The following is a 16,257-nucleotide window of genomic DNA, read 5'->3' as shown; positions in this document are numbered from 1 at the left end:
CCGCTGGTTACCCCATGCGTGTCCAGAGTTTGCGCGCTCTTTCGGCACAGTCGCCGCCCGTACACGGACGATTTGAGTTCCCGTCATGAAGCCGACGGCACCGCCGTGTTGCCGAGACGCGGACCGCAAGCCCGCTGCAAGCCCCCTGCAAGGAAGCTGCCGTGCGCGCCGGGAAGCTCCTCACCGAGTGCTGTAGGAAGCGATGAGCGATGGGGGATCGCGTGTCTGTCAGAACCACGAAACCGGCACTGATCGAGCAGGGGCACTGGCTGACGGTGCGGGACTGCAAGCGCGTGCTGGTGGTCGTCCACACGGTGACGTTCGCACAGCGGCTGAGGGAGGTGTTCGGTCTGCTGGAGGCCGATCTGCGGGTCCAACTGGTCTTCACGGCCGCGCCGCACGCCTTCGGCAACGGGGTCACGCAGTACCTGCACGACATGGGCATCGCACCGGTGCCCTGGGAGGAGGCACTCGGGGCGGAGTTCGACCTGGCGCTCGCCGCCGGGTCCCGTGGTGTGCATGAACTGCGGTGCCCCGTGCTCCGCGTCTCGCACGGAGCCGGGCACATCAAACCGCTCACCGATTCCACCGGGCTCGCCCCGGGAGAGGCGCGACCGCCCGGAATGCTGAGCCGTCGTCATCTGCTGCACGAGGGCCGCGTGGTGCCCGCCGCGATCGGCTACGCCCACGACCGCGACCTTGAAGCCCTGGCCCTGTCGTGTCCGGAGGCGCTGTCGGTGGCGCACGTGGTGGGTGACCCCTGCGTCGACCGGATCGCGGCGGGCAGGCCACTGCGCGCGCGGTACCGGCGTGCGCTCGGCATCCGTGCCGGGGAGCGGCTCGTCGTGGTCAGCTCCACCTGGGGACCGGCGTCCACCTTCGGGCGGCTCGAGTCCCTGCTGCCGCACCTGCTCGGACCGGTGGGCGCCGCCCACCGGGTGGCCCTGCTCGTCCATCCGAACGTCTTCGCCGGCCACGGCGCCTGGCAGGTGCACAGCTGGCTCGCCGGCTGCCGGGGGCGCGGTATCGCGATCGTGCCCCCGGAAGCGGACTGGCAGGCCCTGTTGATCGCCGCCGACTGGATCATCGGCGACCACGGCTCGCTCACCGCGTACGGCACCCTCACGGACGCCACCATCCTCCTCACGGCGGGTCCGCGCCGGGAGGTGTCGCCCTGCTCCCCGGCGGCCCTGCTGTCCGCCGTGGCCCCGGTCGTCTCTCCCGTGCACCCGCTGGCCGAGCAACTGGAGTACGCGGCCCGCACACGTCGTCCGGGCCACTACGACCAGGTGGCCGCCTCGCTGTCGTCGGTACCGGGACAGTTCCACCGGCGGATGCGTACGGTCGTGTACCGGCTGCTGGGACTGGGGGAACCGGCCCGCCCGGCCGCCGTGGCCCCGCTGCCGGCGCCCCGGCCGCTGCGGCACTGGGAGGCCACGGCCGGCCTCGGAGCGGCACGGTGAGCGAGGACGAGCGGCCGGTCCCGCTCGACGCGGCCTGGACGACGGTGTGCTTCGACGGCACGGCCGCCGCCCCTTGGGCCGGACCGCCGACCGGGCCCGGCCGCGCCACCGACCGTGTGCGCTGGCGGGCGCACTCGGCACACGGCACGCTTCTGGTGTGCCGTGAACCGCTGTCCGGCACGGCGGGCGGCCTCACGCCCCCGGGTCCGCCGCCGAGCCCGCATCCGCCGGGCCCTCTCCGGTGCGACGTGCAGTTGTGCGCGGTGGCCGGTGATCCGCGCACGGCACGTCTGGCGGAGTACGCCGACGTACTGGTGAGCCGGGTGGAGTCGCCGCCCGGAGAGGCCCGACGGCGGGTGGACGAGCTGCTCCTGCGTCATCCGGGCTGTCTCGTCGCCGGGGTACCCGAGTCCGGGACGAGATGTCTGGCAGGGGTACGGGACCGCACCGGAGGCCTGCGGTATGCGCGCCCCGAGCTGCGCGGCATACGGGTCGGGTCCGCGGTGCACCTGGTCGCCTCGGTGCTGCACGCCTGGGTCGTGGCCGGGGGAGCCCCGGAATCGCTGGACTCCCTCACCGTCCGGGACCCGCAGCAGCGCGGGCACCGTACGACCCGCTGACCCCGCGTCGCGCGGGACGCGACCGGAGGGGGCCGGCTGCCGCACCGCTCACAGGGGCCGCAGCCGGTCGTCCAGCCGCTGTGCCCCGGCGGGGTCCAGCCGCCGGAGCATGGCCCGGGCGGCCTCGTAATGGCCGGCCGCCTGGGTCGTCTCCCCCCGGCTCTCGGCGTCCTGTCCCAGCCACTCCAGGGTCCGCGCCTCCCAGTGCTCGGAGCGGCCGGGCCCGGTGCGGAACCGCTCCAGGGCTTCCCGCAGATGCCGGGTGCCGTCTTCGTGCCGCCCCCGGCTCTCGGCCTGCCCGAGCAGGGCCAGCGCCCGGGCCGCCTCGTACGACTCCTGGAGCGACTCCAACTCCGCCAGGGCAAGGCTCAGTTGGGTTGCGGCCTCGGGCAGGTCGCCGGCGGCGAGGGCGGTCTCGCCGAGGCGTCTGCGGGAGAGCGCGGCCCCCCTGCGGTACCCGATCGACTCTCTCAGCCGCAGGGCATGCCCGAAGTGATCGCGGGCCTCGTCCAGACGCCCGGTGAGGAGGCACAGGTGTCCCAGGCCGTTGACCGCCTGCGCCTGCTGCCGTACGTCCCCGTCGGCCAGGGCGAGTTCGAGGGCCTGCCGGTACCAGTGGGCCGCCTCCTCGTACCGGCCCCCGTCCCGCAGTCCGATCGCGCCGGAGGTGAGCATCCGGCCCTCCCCCGGCTGTGAACCGCTGCGGCGGGCCGCCTCGAGACCGAGCCGGTGCGCCTCGATCCACAGGTCGGAGGGGCGCAAGCGGTGGAACAGGGGCCACAGGGCGTCGGTCAGCCGCCAGCAGCTGGTGTGCCAGCCGGCCTCGGCGCAGTGCCGTACGGCGTTCATCAACCCGTCGCGGTGGGTGTCGAGCCAGGCCAGCGCCTCCTCGGGACCGTCGAGCGGGGTGGGGGACGCATGAGGTGCGGGCGGGGCATGGCCCGGCAACGGGTGGGAGGGCGTGAGGAGGGACTCCGCCACGGCGGCCGTGGCCAGACACCAGTCGACGAAGCCGCGGAGGGTCTGCTCACGCTGCGCGGGACCCTCCTGTTCCGCGCCGAGCCGACGGGCGTGCCGGCGCACGAGGTCGTGGAAGCGGTAGACACCGGGGCCGGTCTCCTCCAGGAGGTTGGCCTCCACGAGGGCGTGCAGGGCGCTGTCGACGTCCGTGACGTCGGAGGCGTCGGCGAGGGCCGTCAGCAGGGCGAGATCGTGGCGGTCGACGGGCAGCAGGCCCATCCGGCGGTAGAGCGCGGCGCTCTCCCGGGGCAGCAGTCCGTACGACAGGTCCAGTGCCGTCCGCATCACGGCCTCTCCTTCGATCTTCAGGCCGTCGAGGGCACCGTGGGTCCGGGACAGCGTCTCGGCGAGCGCGGAGACGGAACGGTGCGGGCGTACGGCGAGTTGGGCGGATGCCAGGCACACCGTCAGAGGCAGTCGGCCGCACAGCTCGACGACCCGCTGGGCGGCGGCGGGTTCACGGGCGACACGGCTCCCGCCGCCGACGGCCAGGAGCGCGACGGCCGACTCCGTCGGCAGGGCCTCCAGCCGGTGCAGGGCGGCGCCGTCGACCTGCAGACCGGTGAGGATGGTGCGGCTGGTCACCACGGTGAGCCCGGTGGACGTCCCGGGCAGCAGCGGGCGCACCTGAGCCGCCGTGAACGCGTTGTCCAGGACGACGGCCAGCCGCAGTCCCGCGGTCAGGGAGCGCCAGAGCGCGCTGCGGCCCGCGGTGTCGGCCGGAAGCACGGGTGCCCCGAGAGCGAGCAGGAAGCGCTCCAGGACCGTGGCCGGCGGGACCGGTCCGCCGTCCCCGTCGGCGCGGTGGCCGCCGAGGTCGGAGTAGAGGATGCCGTCGGGAAAACCGGCGGCGTGCTCGTGGAGCCAGTGCGCGACGAGGGTGGTCTTGCCGACTCCGGCGAGACCGCTGACGACCAGTACCTGGGGGCGATGGGCCGGATGGCCGGCGCGCAGCGCGTCCAGGGCCGCCCGGTCGCTCTCCCGGTCCACGAACCGGGCCGTGATCGGGGGCAGTTGACGGGGCACCGGGAGGCGGGCGTCCGCCGCTTCGGGCGGTCCGTGGAAGTGGAGGTCGCCGTAGAAGTCCCGCCCCTGCACGCTCGGCCCGCGGATCACGGAGTTCCCGCCGACGGTGTTGGAGGTTCCCGCGGGCGTTCCGGGGCCGTGCCGCCGCAGCCACCACATGACGGCCTGCTCGGTGCCGGCGTCGCGCGCCGCCAGCTCGTCGAGCGCCCGGGCGAGGCGTTCCAGCTGCGGACGAGGCAGGGACGTGGGCGCGTTCTCCGGGGGCCAGAGGCGGGCCACCGCCCCGTCCGTCCGGGCGGCGGTCCTCACCACCGTCGCCAGGTCCCGCCAGGCGGAGGATTCGGGCTGCGCGTGACTCGCGAAGACGGCTGATCGCAGCGACTCCAGCCTCTCCGAGCGAGGAACTCGCACGCGGGGGACTCCTTTCGGGGGCGACTCCGTACAGGCCGTTACCGGAAGTCCCTCCCCTGTTTGCGGGATCCACGAACAGAATCGTTTTTTTATCGATCGGATTTGGACTGAACTGATAGTCGTCTGGTCAGATTTAACAGGTCCATGACATTCTCGAAGGCTCAGCCACATGAAGGTCCTACCGCCGGGAGGACGCTGGTGGAATGGGAGATTCGACTTTCCGGTTCGGTCGAAGTACCGGCCGCCGGGCACCTCAGAGATCTCGGTTCCACCAAGACGCGCCTCGCCCTGGCCGCTCTGGCCTGGGATGCGGGCCGCACGGTGGGCATGGAGACGTTGATCCACCGCATTTGGGACGAGCATCCACCGGCCAAGGCGAGGGAGGCGCTCCACACGCACGCCTCGAGGATCCGCACCGCACTGCGCGTCGCCGGTGCCGAGGAGCCCACGATCGTCAGCCGTTCCCACTCGTACGAGATGCGCGTCGACCCGGCCCGCGTGGATCTGCGCCGCTACACCGACCTCGTCCAGGAGGCCCGCGCCCGGCAGGGCGAGGACGAGACCTCGGCGCTGCTCCTGCTGGACCGGGCGGACCGGCTCTGGCGCGGTGAACCGCTCGCCGGGATCTCCGGCTCCTGGGCCGAGCATCTGCGGGTCACCGTGGGTGAGACGCGACTGGCCGCCGCGCTGACCCGCGCCGACCTCCTCATCGGCAGGGGCGCCTTCGCCGACGCCGTCCCGGTGCTGCTGGCCCTGGTGGACGCCCATCCCGTGGACGAGGCGCTGGTGGAACGGCTGGCCGTCGCGCTGCACGGAAGCAGCCGTACGGCCGAGGCGACCAGGCTGCTCCAGCGCACCCGGCAGCGCGTCATCCGTGACACCGGCCTCGATGCCGGGCGCCGGCTGCACCACGTCCAGCAGGGCATTCTGTCGGGTGCGGCCGCCGCGGAGCTGCTTCACCCCACCCGCCCGCCGGTGCCGTCCGCCCAGCCCGTCGGCAAGGTCCCGGACAATCTGCCGAGGGACGTCCCGTGGGTCGGGCGGCGAGAGGAACTGCGGCGGCTCACGGCGGCCGTCGCCGAGAGCGACGGTGCCGGCGCCACCGTGGTCACCGTCGAGGCCGTCGACGGCATGGGCGGCGTGGGGAAGACCTCGCTCGCCGTCCACCTCGCCCATCGATTACGGGACCGCTTCCCGGGCGGCCGCCTCTATCTGCACCTCGGCGGCCACGCCGCCGACCGGACGGCGCTGTCCCCGGCCCGCGCCCTCACCGAACTGCTGCGCCTGATCGGCACGGACACGAAGGACCTGCCCCACGACCTCGACGAGCTGGTCGCCGTGTGGCGGGCCGCGGCACACGAGCGCCGCATGCTGGTGATCCTGGACGACGCGGCCGGTCCGGACCAGGTCCGTCCGCTGCTTCCGGGGGCCTCCCCGACCGCTGTCGTCGTCACCAGCCGCAAACGGCTGCCCGGGCTGCCGGGAGTCCGCCCGGTCTCCCTCGACGTGCTGCCGGAGGACGACGCCGTCGCCCTCTTCGAGCAGCGCCTGGGCACCCGCCCCGACACCAGGCGCACGGATGTGGTCGAGATCGTCCGTATCTGTGGCTTTCTCCCCCTGGCCATAGAGATCGCCGCCAGCCGCCTTCTCGCCCGCCCGTCGTGGACCACGTCCGATCTGCTGGGGCAGCTGACCGGCGGCGAGGGGCACCTCGAGGAGCTGCACGACGGCGAGCGGAGCGTGGCGCGTGTCTTCGCGCTGTCCTACCGGGCGCTGAATCCGGTCCAGCGGCAGGTATTCCGACGCTGCGGCCTGCACTTCGGGACGGAATTCGGTCCCCACGCGGTGGCCGCTCTCACCGGTCTCTCCGTCGGTGCGGCCGAACGGGCCATGGAGGAACTCCTGGCCCGCCACCTCGTCTCCGAACCCGCGCCGCATCGATTCACGATGCATGATCTGCTGCGCGGATATGCAAGATCACTGCTTGACGGTCCCGAACTCGGTCCCGAACTCGGTCCCGAACTCGGTCCCGAACTCGGTCCCGAACTCGGTCCCGAACTCGGTCCCGATCATGAAGCCGCCGTCGAATCCATGAACGCCGACCGAAAAGCTGTGCGAAACCTGGTGTTCCACTATCTGTCCGTGGCGGACCGGGCCGACCGGCTGGCCTATCCTTTTCGGCCGCGCCGGGAAGCGGGAACGGAGTCCGGTCCCGATGTGTCGCCGCGCCAGGAAATCGCCGACGCCCACGCCGCCGAACGCTGGCTGATCACCGAAGGCGCCAATGTCCTGGGCGCGTTGCGCTGGATCGCGGATCATGGATCGGAACGTCAACTCGCCCTTTCCGTGCATGTCCTGGCGGGCTTTCTGGACAACGAAGGGCATGTCGTCACGGCCGAACCCCTGCTGCGCAGGGCGGTGGCCCACTGGGCCGCGACGGGCGACGAGGCGTCACGGGCCCGCGCCCTACTCGATCTGTGCATGATCCACACACATGCGTCGCGATACGAGGAGGCGATTTCGGCCGCACAGGAGGCGCTGGACGCGGCTCGTCTCCTCGTGGACCCGGCGCTGGAGAGCGAGTGCATCCATCAGCTGGCCATTCCGCTGTGGCAGACGGGGCAGTACAGAACGGCTCGGACGCTTCAGAAGCGAGCCCTTGCTTTCCTTTTGCAAACAGGTAGTGAGCTCCAGATCGCACGCAGCAGGAATCTCCTGGGGATCATCCATCTCCATCTTGCGGAGCATCGGGAGGCGCTCGAATCCTTTCTCTCGGCCCTGACCGGATTCCGGGCGGTGCGGAACGACCGCGGTAAATACAGCGTGCTGAACAACTTGGCCGAACTTTATAAAAGGATCGGTGATCCGGCCGCCGCCGAGAAGGTATACAGGGAAGCGATCGGCATCGAATCCAGGACGGGAAACAAGCGTGACCGCGCCACCCTCGAAATGAATCTGGCGAGTGTGCTGGACGTCCTCGGGAGAACCGGCGAGGCTCTCTCGCTCTATGAACGGGCCCTGCCCGTCCTGCGGGCCGTGGGGGACCGGCGCGGGGAGGCCATCGCCCTCAACCGCATCGGCAGGGCCTACCGGGCCGCCGGTCGCGGCGAGCGCGCCATCGAACGTCACCTGGCCGCTCTCGCGGTCGCCCGGCGCATCCATGCCGCAGGTGAGGAGGCCGAAGTCCTCTACGACCTGGCCCAGGCGGAGCGGGACGCGGGACAGACGGCCCGGGCCGTGGCCCACTTCGAGGAGAGCCTCTCCATCAGCGAGCGCCTCGGAGCCCTGTCCGAACAGGACCGCGCCTCACGCGCGCTGGCGCAGCTGCGCGGGGCGAAGTCGCCGGGAGAATAGCACGGCCGTCAGTTCTTGACACGGGTAAATCCCTCTCGGTTCCGCCGGGAAATTGCCGGTGCGTGAGGCGTCTTGATCGCCGCTAGGATGAATCCCGGTGGAGGACGCCGGTGTTGCCGCTCTCCGTCGGCATCCCGTCGTGCCATCTTTCCCACCCGACTATCGATTCGGTCAAGGTAAGGAGCAGAAGCACGTGCGCACATATCTCGCCGTCATCTTCACCTGCATCGCATTCTTTGTGATGGCGAACCCCCCGTCGACCCTCACCAGCGGCGGCTGACGGCCCCCTGCACAGCAGTGCGCCGACAACCTCCGGCCCCGGCGACGGCCGCGGGCCGGAGGCCGGTTGGCCTCTCTCCTCCGGCTGCGGCCGCCTGAGACCATGAGGTATCGAACCGGCTACAGGGGGCGCAGTCGTGGATCCGATCTCTGCAGGGCTTCTCGTTGCGGCGGCGACCGGAGCGGGCGGTGAGGCCGGCCGGCACCTGTGGGCGACACTCGTCCAGTTGGTGCGAGGCAGGCCCGACAGCGGGGAGGCCGAGCTGATCGCGCTGGGCGAAGCCCCTCAGGACGCCCGGCGGGCCCAGGCGCTGAGCGTGGCGCTCACCCGACGCGCGGAACAGGATCCGGTGTTCCGGGCGCAGTTGACGCAGTGGCAGCAGCAGGCCGGGGAGCTGCGCACCGGTGACGGGGAGACGAGCAACTCGGTGAGCGGGGGCACGCAGGAAGGACCGGTGCTCCAGGGGCGGGACTTCTCGGGCATCACCTTCCAGGGTCCCGGGCGGAGTTGACGCCGTTGCATCACCACAGCGATGCCCCCTGGCGGGTCAGGGTGGACGACGAACGCGGGGAGCCGCGGGGCGCCGGGGTGCTGCTCGACGATCTGCATGTGCTGACCTGCGCGCATGTCGTGCGGCTCGCCGGTGCGGAGCCGCGGGGGCCCGCGGACGGGGTGCGGATCCGGAGCATGGCGTGCGGTCCGGAGTGGACGCGGACCGCGCGGGTGGTGCCGGGGACGTGGGTGTACGAGCCCGGGACCCTGCGCGGTGACGTGGCCCTGCTCGCGCTCGACGCCCCCGTCGACTGCGGGACCAGGACCGCCCTGTGGAAGGCGCCCATCTCCGGCGGCAGGGTGCGGATGTACGGCTTCCCGGTGGCCGAGCCGTACGGCATCTGGACCGAGGCGGAACTGGCGGGATCCGGCGGACGCCGGGGCGAGTGGGGGCAGTTGCGGCGGATCCGCACCGGTGACCCATGGGTCGAGCCGGGGTATTCCGGCGCGGGCGCGGTGGCGATGGACGGCGAGCACCGGGGGAGGGTCATCGGCGTCGTGGTCGCCGACCACGTCAACGGCGACTCCAGGGCGGCCTGGATCCTGCCGACCGAGACCCTCCTGACGTACCTGCCGGGCATCGCCGGGTTCACCGAAGGCCACCGCGCCGACGAACTGGGGCCCTCCGGCGCCGCGTTGCCCACGGACGTGCTCGGTGACCCGCTGCGGCTGGCCCTCACCCAGGAACTCACCCGGCTGCTCGACGGCGACTGGTGCGGCACCGTCGTCGTCGGCACGGACGCCTCGGTCGGCGCGGGCTCCTCCTGGCTGGTGCGCCTCGTCCGCACCGCCGACCCCGCGGCCCGGGCGACCGTGTCCGACGTCGAGCTGACCGGCGCACCCCGCGACACCGTGCTCGGCCTCGGCTCCATCGACGCGGCCTACGACGCCTGCGGCCGGTCCGTCGCCGAGGTCCGCGACTATCTGCTGGGCCGGTTCGGGCTCCGCGCCGACAACGACCGGGACGCGGTGCGCCGGCTCGTGCGCCGCCGCCCGCCCGCCTGTCTGGTGGTCGGCCGCGTCGACCGGGCCGAGGACCCCGACGCGCTCCTGCGGGACCTGCTCGGGCCGCTCGCCCGCCGTGCCCGCGCGCGAGGCCTGCGCCTCGTCCTCGGCTTCGAGGACCGGCCCCCCGCCCATCTCGTCCACGACGTGTCCCTCGACCCGGCGCCGATCGGCGGATCCGCCGTCCGGCGCGTCACCTCGGCGGAGGTGCAGACAGCCGTCGGGCAGCTGGCCGCCGAGGAGGACGCGGCCGCATCGCTGCGCGCCCGGTGGGGCGAGAAGTTCTTCGCCGCGCCCCGTCTGCCGCACAGCGTCGCGCCCCGGCTGCGGGTCCGGCTGGCCGTGGCCCGGACCACCGAGCCCCACCCCGAACTCGCCGCGGTCCACGACCGCGCCCTGGAGGCCCGCGCCGAGGTCGCCCGGTTCGACCGGGCCCTGCGGCACCTCGTCGAGACCCACGCGGACCTCGGCGCGGCCCTCGAACTGCACCGCGTGCGCGCCGCCCGGTTCTTCGGTGACGAGGACCGCCGGCTCGCCGAGCTGCACGCCCCCGCCGCCCGCGCGCTCCAGACCGTGCCGATCGACCTCACCGCCGCCCGCGCGCTGGTAAGGCAGTACACCGACGAGGTCGACCGCAGGATCGAAGAAGGGTGACGCCGTGCCGCTGTGCAACCGCCCCGACTGCGGCCGGGGCGAGATCGACGAGGACGGATTCTGCCCGGACTGCGACCGCCGGCCCCTCCGGCGCAGACGCCCCGTCCCCCCGGCGCCCGCGGCCGGTCCCGCGCACGGCGTCAGCGTCGGCGTGGCGCAGGTCCGCCCCGACCCCTGGTACGGCCTCGGCCTCATCGACGACGACCACGCCCCCGACCCCCCGGACGAACGGCCCGCCCCGGCGGGCCCCGTCGCCGAGGAGCACCGCTTCTGCCTCAACCCCGTGTGCGCCCGCCCCGTCGGCCGCGGCCACGCCGGCGAGCCCGGCCGGACCAGCGGATTCTGCGCCCGCTGCGGCACCCGCTTCGACTTCGCCCAGCTCCAGGGCCTCACCATCGCCGGCCGCTACGACGTCGAGCGCCTCCTCGACTCCGGGGCGTACGGGACGGCGTACCTCGTCCACGACCGCAACCTCGAGACCCGGGTGGTCCTCAAGGCTCTGCACCGCTCGGTCGCGAGGACGGCCCGGCACGAGCGGGACGTCCTGGTGGGGCTCCGGCACGACAGCATCGTCCGCATCCTCGGCTACGAACCCGAAGGCCCCCACCTCGCCCTGGAATACGTCCCCGGCGTCCCCCTCTGCGCCCGGGAGGACGACCGGCTCGAGATCCTCCTCGGGCACGGTCTGCGCATCCTCCAGGCCCTCGACTACCTGCACGCCCGGGGCCTGCTGCACTGCGACGTCAAACCGCTGAACATCATCCGGTTCAGGGAGGAGGGGTCCGCGGGCTCCGCCCGGCCCCTCGACCGGGTCCGCCTCATCGACTTCGGCGCGGTCCGCTCCCAGGAGGAGGCCGGCCCGGTGGTCGCCTACACCAAGGCGTACGCGCCCCCGGAGGGCGATCCGGAACACCTGGGGCCGACCCCCGGCTTCGACCTGTACGGACTCGGCCGGACGCTGGAGGAGGTCTGCGGCCGCTACGGGACCGAACGGGCGGCCCCCGGCGTCGACTCGCTCCTGCTGCTGATCGAACGCGCCACGGACACCGCGGTGCCCCAGCGGCGGTTCGTCTCGGCACGGCAGTTCGGCGAACAGCTCAGCGGTGTGGTCCGGCAGATCGTGGCGGCCCCGCCCACCGCGCGCCAGGTGGCCCGCCCCTCCGCGCTGTTCGGCCCGATGACCGAGCCGCTGCACGGCGGCCTCGGGGCGGCCCGGCCGCTCGGCCACTGGGTCCGGGCCGCGGCCGGCGACACCTGGCCGACCCTGCCCGCACCCTTCTCCTGCCCCGGACCGCGCGCCGTCGCCGCCGCGCTCCCCACCCCGCTCTCCGACCCGGACGACCCACGCGTCGGCGACCCGGCCGGCACCGCGCTGGCCGAGAGCCGGCTCGCCCTGCGCCGCGGCGACGAGACCCTGGCCGCCCGGGCCCTCGCCCGCTCCGGGCTGCCCGACTGGCACTGGCTGCACGCCTGGTACTCCGGTCTGCTCGCCCTGGCCCGCGCGGACGTCCCCCGGGCCGTCCGCCACTTCACCGAGGTGCGCCGGAGCCTGCCCGGCGAACTGATCCCGCAGCTCGCGCTCGGACTGTGCGCCGAGATCCTCGACGACCCCGAGGTCGCCCGCTCCCACTACGGCACGGTCTTCGACACCACCCCCGCGCTCGGCGCTGCGGGCTTCGGACTGGCCCGGGTCCACCTGCTCGCCGGACGGCGCGCGAACGCGGTCGCCACCGCCGAGCGGCTGACCCAGGAGTTCCGCTACGAACGCGAGGCGCGCGTCGCCGCCGTACGTCTGCTCATCACCGTCCCCGGCGCGCCGCCCGCCGGCCGGGCGGCCGGGGACGACCTCGCCCGGGCCCGCACGGCCCTGGACGGCCTCCACGCCGACGACGCCGTGACCACCGCGCTGAGCGCCGAGATCCAGTACGCCGCGTACCTCGGCACCCCGGACGGCACCCACGGCGACCCCCGCGACGGGCTGCCGCTGTCCGAAGCGGTCCGTGAACTCGGCGCGCACGCCTCCACCGAGCAGGAGTACACCGCCCTGGTCGACCTGGCGAACCGGCTGCGCCCGGTGCTGGAGCGCAGATGGCCGCGGCGGCGTGGCCGAACCGGTCCTTCCCGTATCGGAGCGCAGCCCGGCACGCTACGCTCCTAGTCCGCTGCACGCAGGACACACAGCGACACACGGACACGGTCGGGTGGTGCCGGTGGGGGACAGACCGCACTTAACAGGGCTCAGCTTCGAGGTCGACGTGGACGCCCCGTCCGATCTGGCCCACGACGGGACCCGCGCGGACGCCCTCGTCACCGTCAGGGCGCACCCCGCCGCCCAGCCGCCGCCCCCGACACGCGCGGCCGAGATCCTCATCATGGACAAGTCGCTGTCCATGGCGGGCCGCGGCAAGCTGGACGAGGCGAAACGCGCCATGTGCGCCGCCGTCGACACCCTGCGCGACGGAACCCTCCTCGGGATCGTCGCGGGCAACCACCGGGCCGACGTGGTCTACCCGGCCACCGGCGGGCTCGCCACCGTCGACGCGGCGGTCCGGCAGGAGGCCAAGAGCCGGATCGCCGGCCAGCTCGCCGAGGGCGGAACGGCGATCGGACACTGGCTGACCTGCGCCGACCGGCTCTTCACCGCGGTGACCGCCCCCGGCGCCGTGCGCCACGCGGTGCTCTACACCGACGGCAAGGACGAGCACGAGACACCCGAGCAGCTCGACGGCGTGCTCCGGGCGTGCACCGACCGCTTCGTGTGCGACGCGCGCGGCCTCGGCGACGACTGGAACTACGCCGAACTGCTGCGGATCACCGAGGCCCTGCACGGCAGCGCCGAGGCGGTCGTCACCGTCTCCGACCTCACCGAGGACTTCACCCGCATCATGCGCCAGGCCCAGCGCATCGTCGTGGCCCGCGTCTACCTCGTCCTGCGCCTCAACCACCGCTTCCGGCTGGGCTTCGTACGCCAGACCCGTCCCGTGGAGGCGGAACTGACGGCCCGCCCCCACCAGGACGACGGCACCCTGCACGTGCCGCTCGGCGCCTGGCCGCCGGAGACCCGCCAGTACCAGGTGTCGCTGCGCTTCGACCCCGAGACGCTGACCGTCGACGAGGACCTGCGCGCCGTCCGCCTCACGCTGTACGCCGAACAGCCCGACGGGAGCCGCGCGCCCTGCTCGGAGTCCCGGGCCGTGGTCGTACGGCGGCGCTCGACCCCCGGGTTCGGGATCCCGCCGTCGGCCGACCTCACCCGGGTCGAGAACGAGCACGAGCTGGGCATGGCGATGCGGGCGTGCGCCGACGCCCAGCAACGGGGCGACTTCGCCCGCGCGGACCGCGAGCTGCACCTCGCCCTGGGACTCGCCGAGGACCTCCGGGACACCGTGCGCACGCGGCTGCTGCGCTCGGTGGCGGTCACCGGCCCGGACGGCCGCCCGCGGGTGCGCCGCGACGCCTCGCGCGGAGAGATGCAGCGCCTCGGACTGAGATCGACCAGGACCACGGTCCCGCCGCTCGACGCCGCCGACCTCCCGCCCGCCGACGGCACGGCCCCGCGCCGCTGCCCGCGGTGCGGGGCGACGACGGCGGCCCACGGCGCCCGGTTCTGCGAGGAGTGCGGCGGCCTCTTCGACGAAGCGGAGACGGGCGGTCCGTCCGTGGACGCCCCGTGAGCGCGTCGACGGCCGTCTCCCACAGACCGCTCCGGGGGACGGCCACCCGCTGGAGCACCCGCGTCCGTGCCGTCCACCCGGTGCGCCGGCTGCGCTGGTTCCGGGCCGGCGCGCTCGCCATGGTGGCGGCCACGGCACTGACGTTCCTGCTCGTCTCGACCCGGGCCGACGGCCAGCTGGCCGCCGCGCGGCGCACCGGCGACGCGATCGCGGACATCTCCCGGGCCCGCCGGACCGCCGTCGCCGCCGACCGGGCGCTCGCGAAGGCCGCAGACACCGGCCAGGTCACCCTGATCGGCACGGGCACGGAGTTCGCCAACGACACCGCGCGGGTCAACTCCCTCGTCACCTCGGCCGCCGAGGGCAACGCGGCCGGCGCCCGGGGCCGGGCCCAGTTCCAGTTCGTCCAGGGCCAGTTGACGACCTGTGTGCAGCTCGCCAACACCGCCGTGCGCGACTACGCCCGCAGCGGCCGGGCCGGTGTGAGATCCGCCCGCCTCGCGCTCACCGCCCCCCGCGCGAAGGAGCCGGGGACCGGCGCGCCCATCCCCGGCACGGGCGGCCTCACGGCCTCGCTCAGCGACCTGGAGGAGATGCAGCGGCAGGCCCTCGACGTCCAGCGCCGGTCGTACTGGCTCGACCCCGTGCACGTCTGGTCCCTGCTCGTCGGACCGGCGGCCGTCCTGCTGCTGTGCGTCCTCGCGACCGGCCGGCTGGTCACCCGTCACTTCCGCCGCCGCGTCGGCCCGTCGCTGCTGCTCGCGCTGCCGGTCACCGCCGGGGTCGGGATCACCACGAGCCTGCTGTGCCGGTACGACGCCCAGGCGCTCGGCCGGGACCCCCTGGTCGGACACGGGGCGACGACGGCCCTCGCCCTGGCCCTGCTCACGGCCGCCGGGGTGCTCACCCACCTGGGCTACCGGCCCCGCCTCGCCGAGTACCGGTTCCCGCGGTCATGACCGCGCTGACGGCGCGGATCACCCGCTGTGTCCTCGTGCTCGGCCTGCTGCTCGCCGCGGCCGGCTGCGGCGGCGGGCCGGGGCACGGCCGGGTGACGATCATGATCCCCTGGTCCGGAGCCGAGTTCACGGCGTTCTACTCGGTCGTCGAGTCCTTCGAGCACGACACCGGCATCCAGGTGGACGTCCAGGTCACCCGGGCCCTGACCCAGCAGCTGGACGCCGCGGTGGCGGCCGGGGCACCGCCCGACCTCGCGATGCTCCCGAGCCTCGGAGCCATCTACCGCTACGCCGACGAGGAACGGGAGGAGGACCGGGAGCTGCGACCGCTCCACGTCCCCACGGGCACCTCCCTGGAGCCGTTCCGCGGGCTGGCCGAGGTGCGGGGCGGGGTCTACGCGGTCCCGGTCAAGGTGGACGTCAAGAGCCTCGTCTGGTTCGACCCGACGGTCACCGGGCGGCCGTCGGCGGCGGCGCTGCGGACGTCGGGGGCATGGTGCCTCGGGCTGGAGTCCGGCCCCACCTCCGGCTGGCCGGGCGCCGACTGGATCGCCGACCTGCTGCTCGCCCAGGGGAACGGCGACGCCTACACCCGGTGGCTCACGGGCCGTCTGCCGTGGAACTCGGCCCCGCTCAAGGAGGCCTGGACCACCTGGCGGCACCTCGTCGGGACCGGTGCCGGGGACGCCGCCGTCCGCAACTTCGCCGACGCGGCCGCCGGGATGACCGCGGAGCCCCCCACCTGCTCCCTCACCCATGGCGCGCTGTCCGCCATGGGCTTCAAGAAGGGGCAGCGCCACGACTACACGACGTACTCCCCGACCCGTCGGCTGGAGGTGTCGGCGGACTTCGTCGGCATGTTCACCGACGACAACCCGGGCGCCGAGACGTTCATCGCCTACCTCGCGGGGACGAAGGCCCAGCAGGCGTGGGTGAACCAGGGGGAGGGGGCCGCGTTCTCCGCCGACAGCCGGGTCACCTACGACGACCCCGTGCAGCGGCGGATCGCCGGGCTGCTGCGGCCCGGCTCCGGCCACACGCTGTGCTTCGGCGCCGCCGACGCGATGACCCCGGACGTGTCGGCCGCCTTCTACCGGGCCGTCCTCGACTACGCGACCGACGCGACGACGACGGATCCCACCCCTCTCCTGGACGCCCTGGACGAGGTCCAGGAGAAGCTCGGCAGTTCACCCGTCCCGTCCGGCAAACTCTGTTCCGGCGGCCGCCCGGCCTGACGCC

Annotated in this window: 10 protein-coding genes; 9 read left to right on the top strand and 1 reads right to left on the bottom strand. The window is 73.6% G+C overall.

What is annotated here, in order from left to right; translation table 11 throughout:
- The first annotated feature begins 221 nt into the window (after positions 1 to 221).
- Together ABZ490_RS02965 and ABZ490_RS02960 are read left to right on the top strand one after the other, a co-directional pair.
- Entirely contained in the window at positions 222 to 1,463 is a 1,242-nt protein-coding gene (locus ABZ490_RS02965) for a hypothetical protein (protein WP_358983332.1), read from the top strand.
- Positions 1,460 to 2,083, top strand: coding sequence for a hypothetical protein (locus tag ABZ490_RS02960; protein ID WP_358983330.1), 624 nt, complete (start codon positions 1,460 to 1,462; stop codon positions 2,081 to 2,083). Before ABZ490_RS02965 ends, ABZ490_RS02960 begins: the two co-directional genes overlap by 4 nt.
- 48 nt (positions 2,084 to 2,131) lie before the next feature.
- Here ABZ490_RS02960 and ABZ490_RS02955 read toward each other — a convergent pair whose 3' ends face one another.
- Positions 2,132 to 4,540 carry a tetratricopeptide repeat protein gene (locus ABZ490_RS02955; RefSeq protein ID WP_358983328.1) on the bottom strand — a complete coding sequence of 803 codons (2,409 nt, stop codon included), beginning with the start codon at positions 4,538 to 4,540 and terminating at the stop codon, positions 2,132 to 2,134.
- Positions 4,541 to 4,738: 198 nt separating this feature from the next.
- On the opposite strand from ABZ490_RS02955, the gene ABZ490_RS02950 reads away from it, so the two are divergent.
- The 7 genes from ABZ490_RS02950 (at position 4,739) to ABZ490_RS02920 (ending at position 16,253) form a co-directional block, all read left to right on the top strand.
- Entirely contained in the window at positions 4,739 to 7,894 is a 3,156-nt protein-coding gene (locus tag ABZ490_RS02950; protein WP_358983326.1) for a tetratricopeptide repeat protein, read from the top strand.
- 416 nt (positions 7,895 to 8,310) lie between these two features.
- A complete protein-coding gene (locus ABZ490_RS02945; RefSeq protein ID WP_358983324.1) occupies positions 8,311 to 8,685 on the top strand; it encodes a hypothetical protein in 375 nt (124 codons plus the stop codon).
- A 5-nt stretch (positions 8,686 to 8,690) separates the two neighbouring features.
- Positions 8,691 to 10,385, top strand: coding sequence for a serine protease (locus ABZ490_RS02940; protein WP_358983321.1), 1,695 nt, complete (start codon positions 8,691 to 8,693; stop codon positions 10,383 to 10,385).
- Between the two features lie 4 nt (positions 10,386 to 10,389).
- Positions 10,390 to 12,543 carry a tetratricopeptide repeat protein gene (locus ABZ490_RS02935; protein ID WP_358983319.1) on the top strand — a complete coding sequence of 718 codons (2,154 nt, stop codon included), beginning with the start codon at positions 10,390 to 10,392 and terminating at the stop codon, positions 12,541 to 12,543.
- A 97-nt stretch (positions 12,544 to 12,640) separates the two neighbouring features.
- Complete coding sequence (locus ABZ490_RS02930; RefSeq protein ID WP_358983317.1) at positions 12,641 to 14,059, top strand: vWA domain-containing protein; 1,419 nt, start codon at positions 12,641 to 12,643, stop codon at positions 14,057 to 14,059.
- Positions 14,056 to 15,018, top strand: coding sequence for a hypothetical protein (locus ABZ490_RS02925; protein WP_358983315.1), 963 nt, complete (start codon positions 14,056 to 14,058; stop codon positions 15,016 to 15,018). The genes ABZ490_RS02930 and ABZ490_RS02925 overlap by 4 nt, the downstream gene beginning before the upstream one ends.
- On the top strand, positions 15,015 to 16,253 hold the full coding sequence (locus ABZ490_RS02920; RefSeq protein ID WP_358983312.1) for an extracellular solute-binding protein: 1,239 nt from the start codon (positions 15,015 to 15,017) through the stop codon (positions 16,251 to 16,253). The genes ABZ490_RS02925 and ABZ490_RS02920 overlap by 4 nt, the downstream gene beginning before the upstream one ends.
- Positions 16,254 to 16,257: the final 4 nt, after the last annotated feature.

The organism is Streptomyces sp. NPDC005811, assembly GCF_040630405.1.
Taxonomy (GTDB): Bacteria; Actinomycetota; Actinomycetes; order Streptomycetales; family Streptomycetaceae; genus Streptomyces.
Note: the sequence above shows the minus strand (reverse complement) of the source record. Positions and strands in the feature narration are given on the sequence as shown.

What these genes read in the sequence shown, in the direction of transcription:
- ABZ490_RS02920 (WP_358983312.1), top strand. Translation starts at nt 15,015, where the DNA reads ATGACCGCGCTGACGGCGCGGATCACCCGCTGTGTCCTCGTGCTCGGC.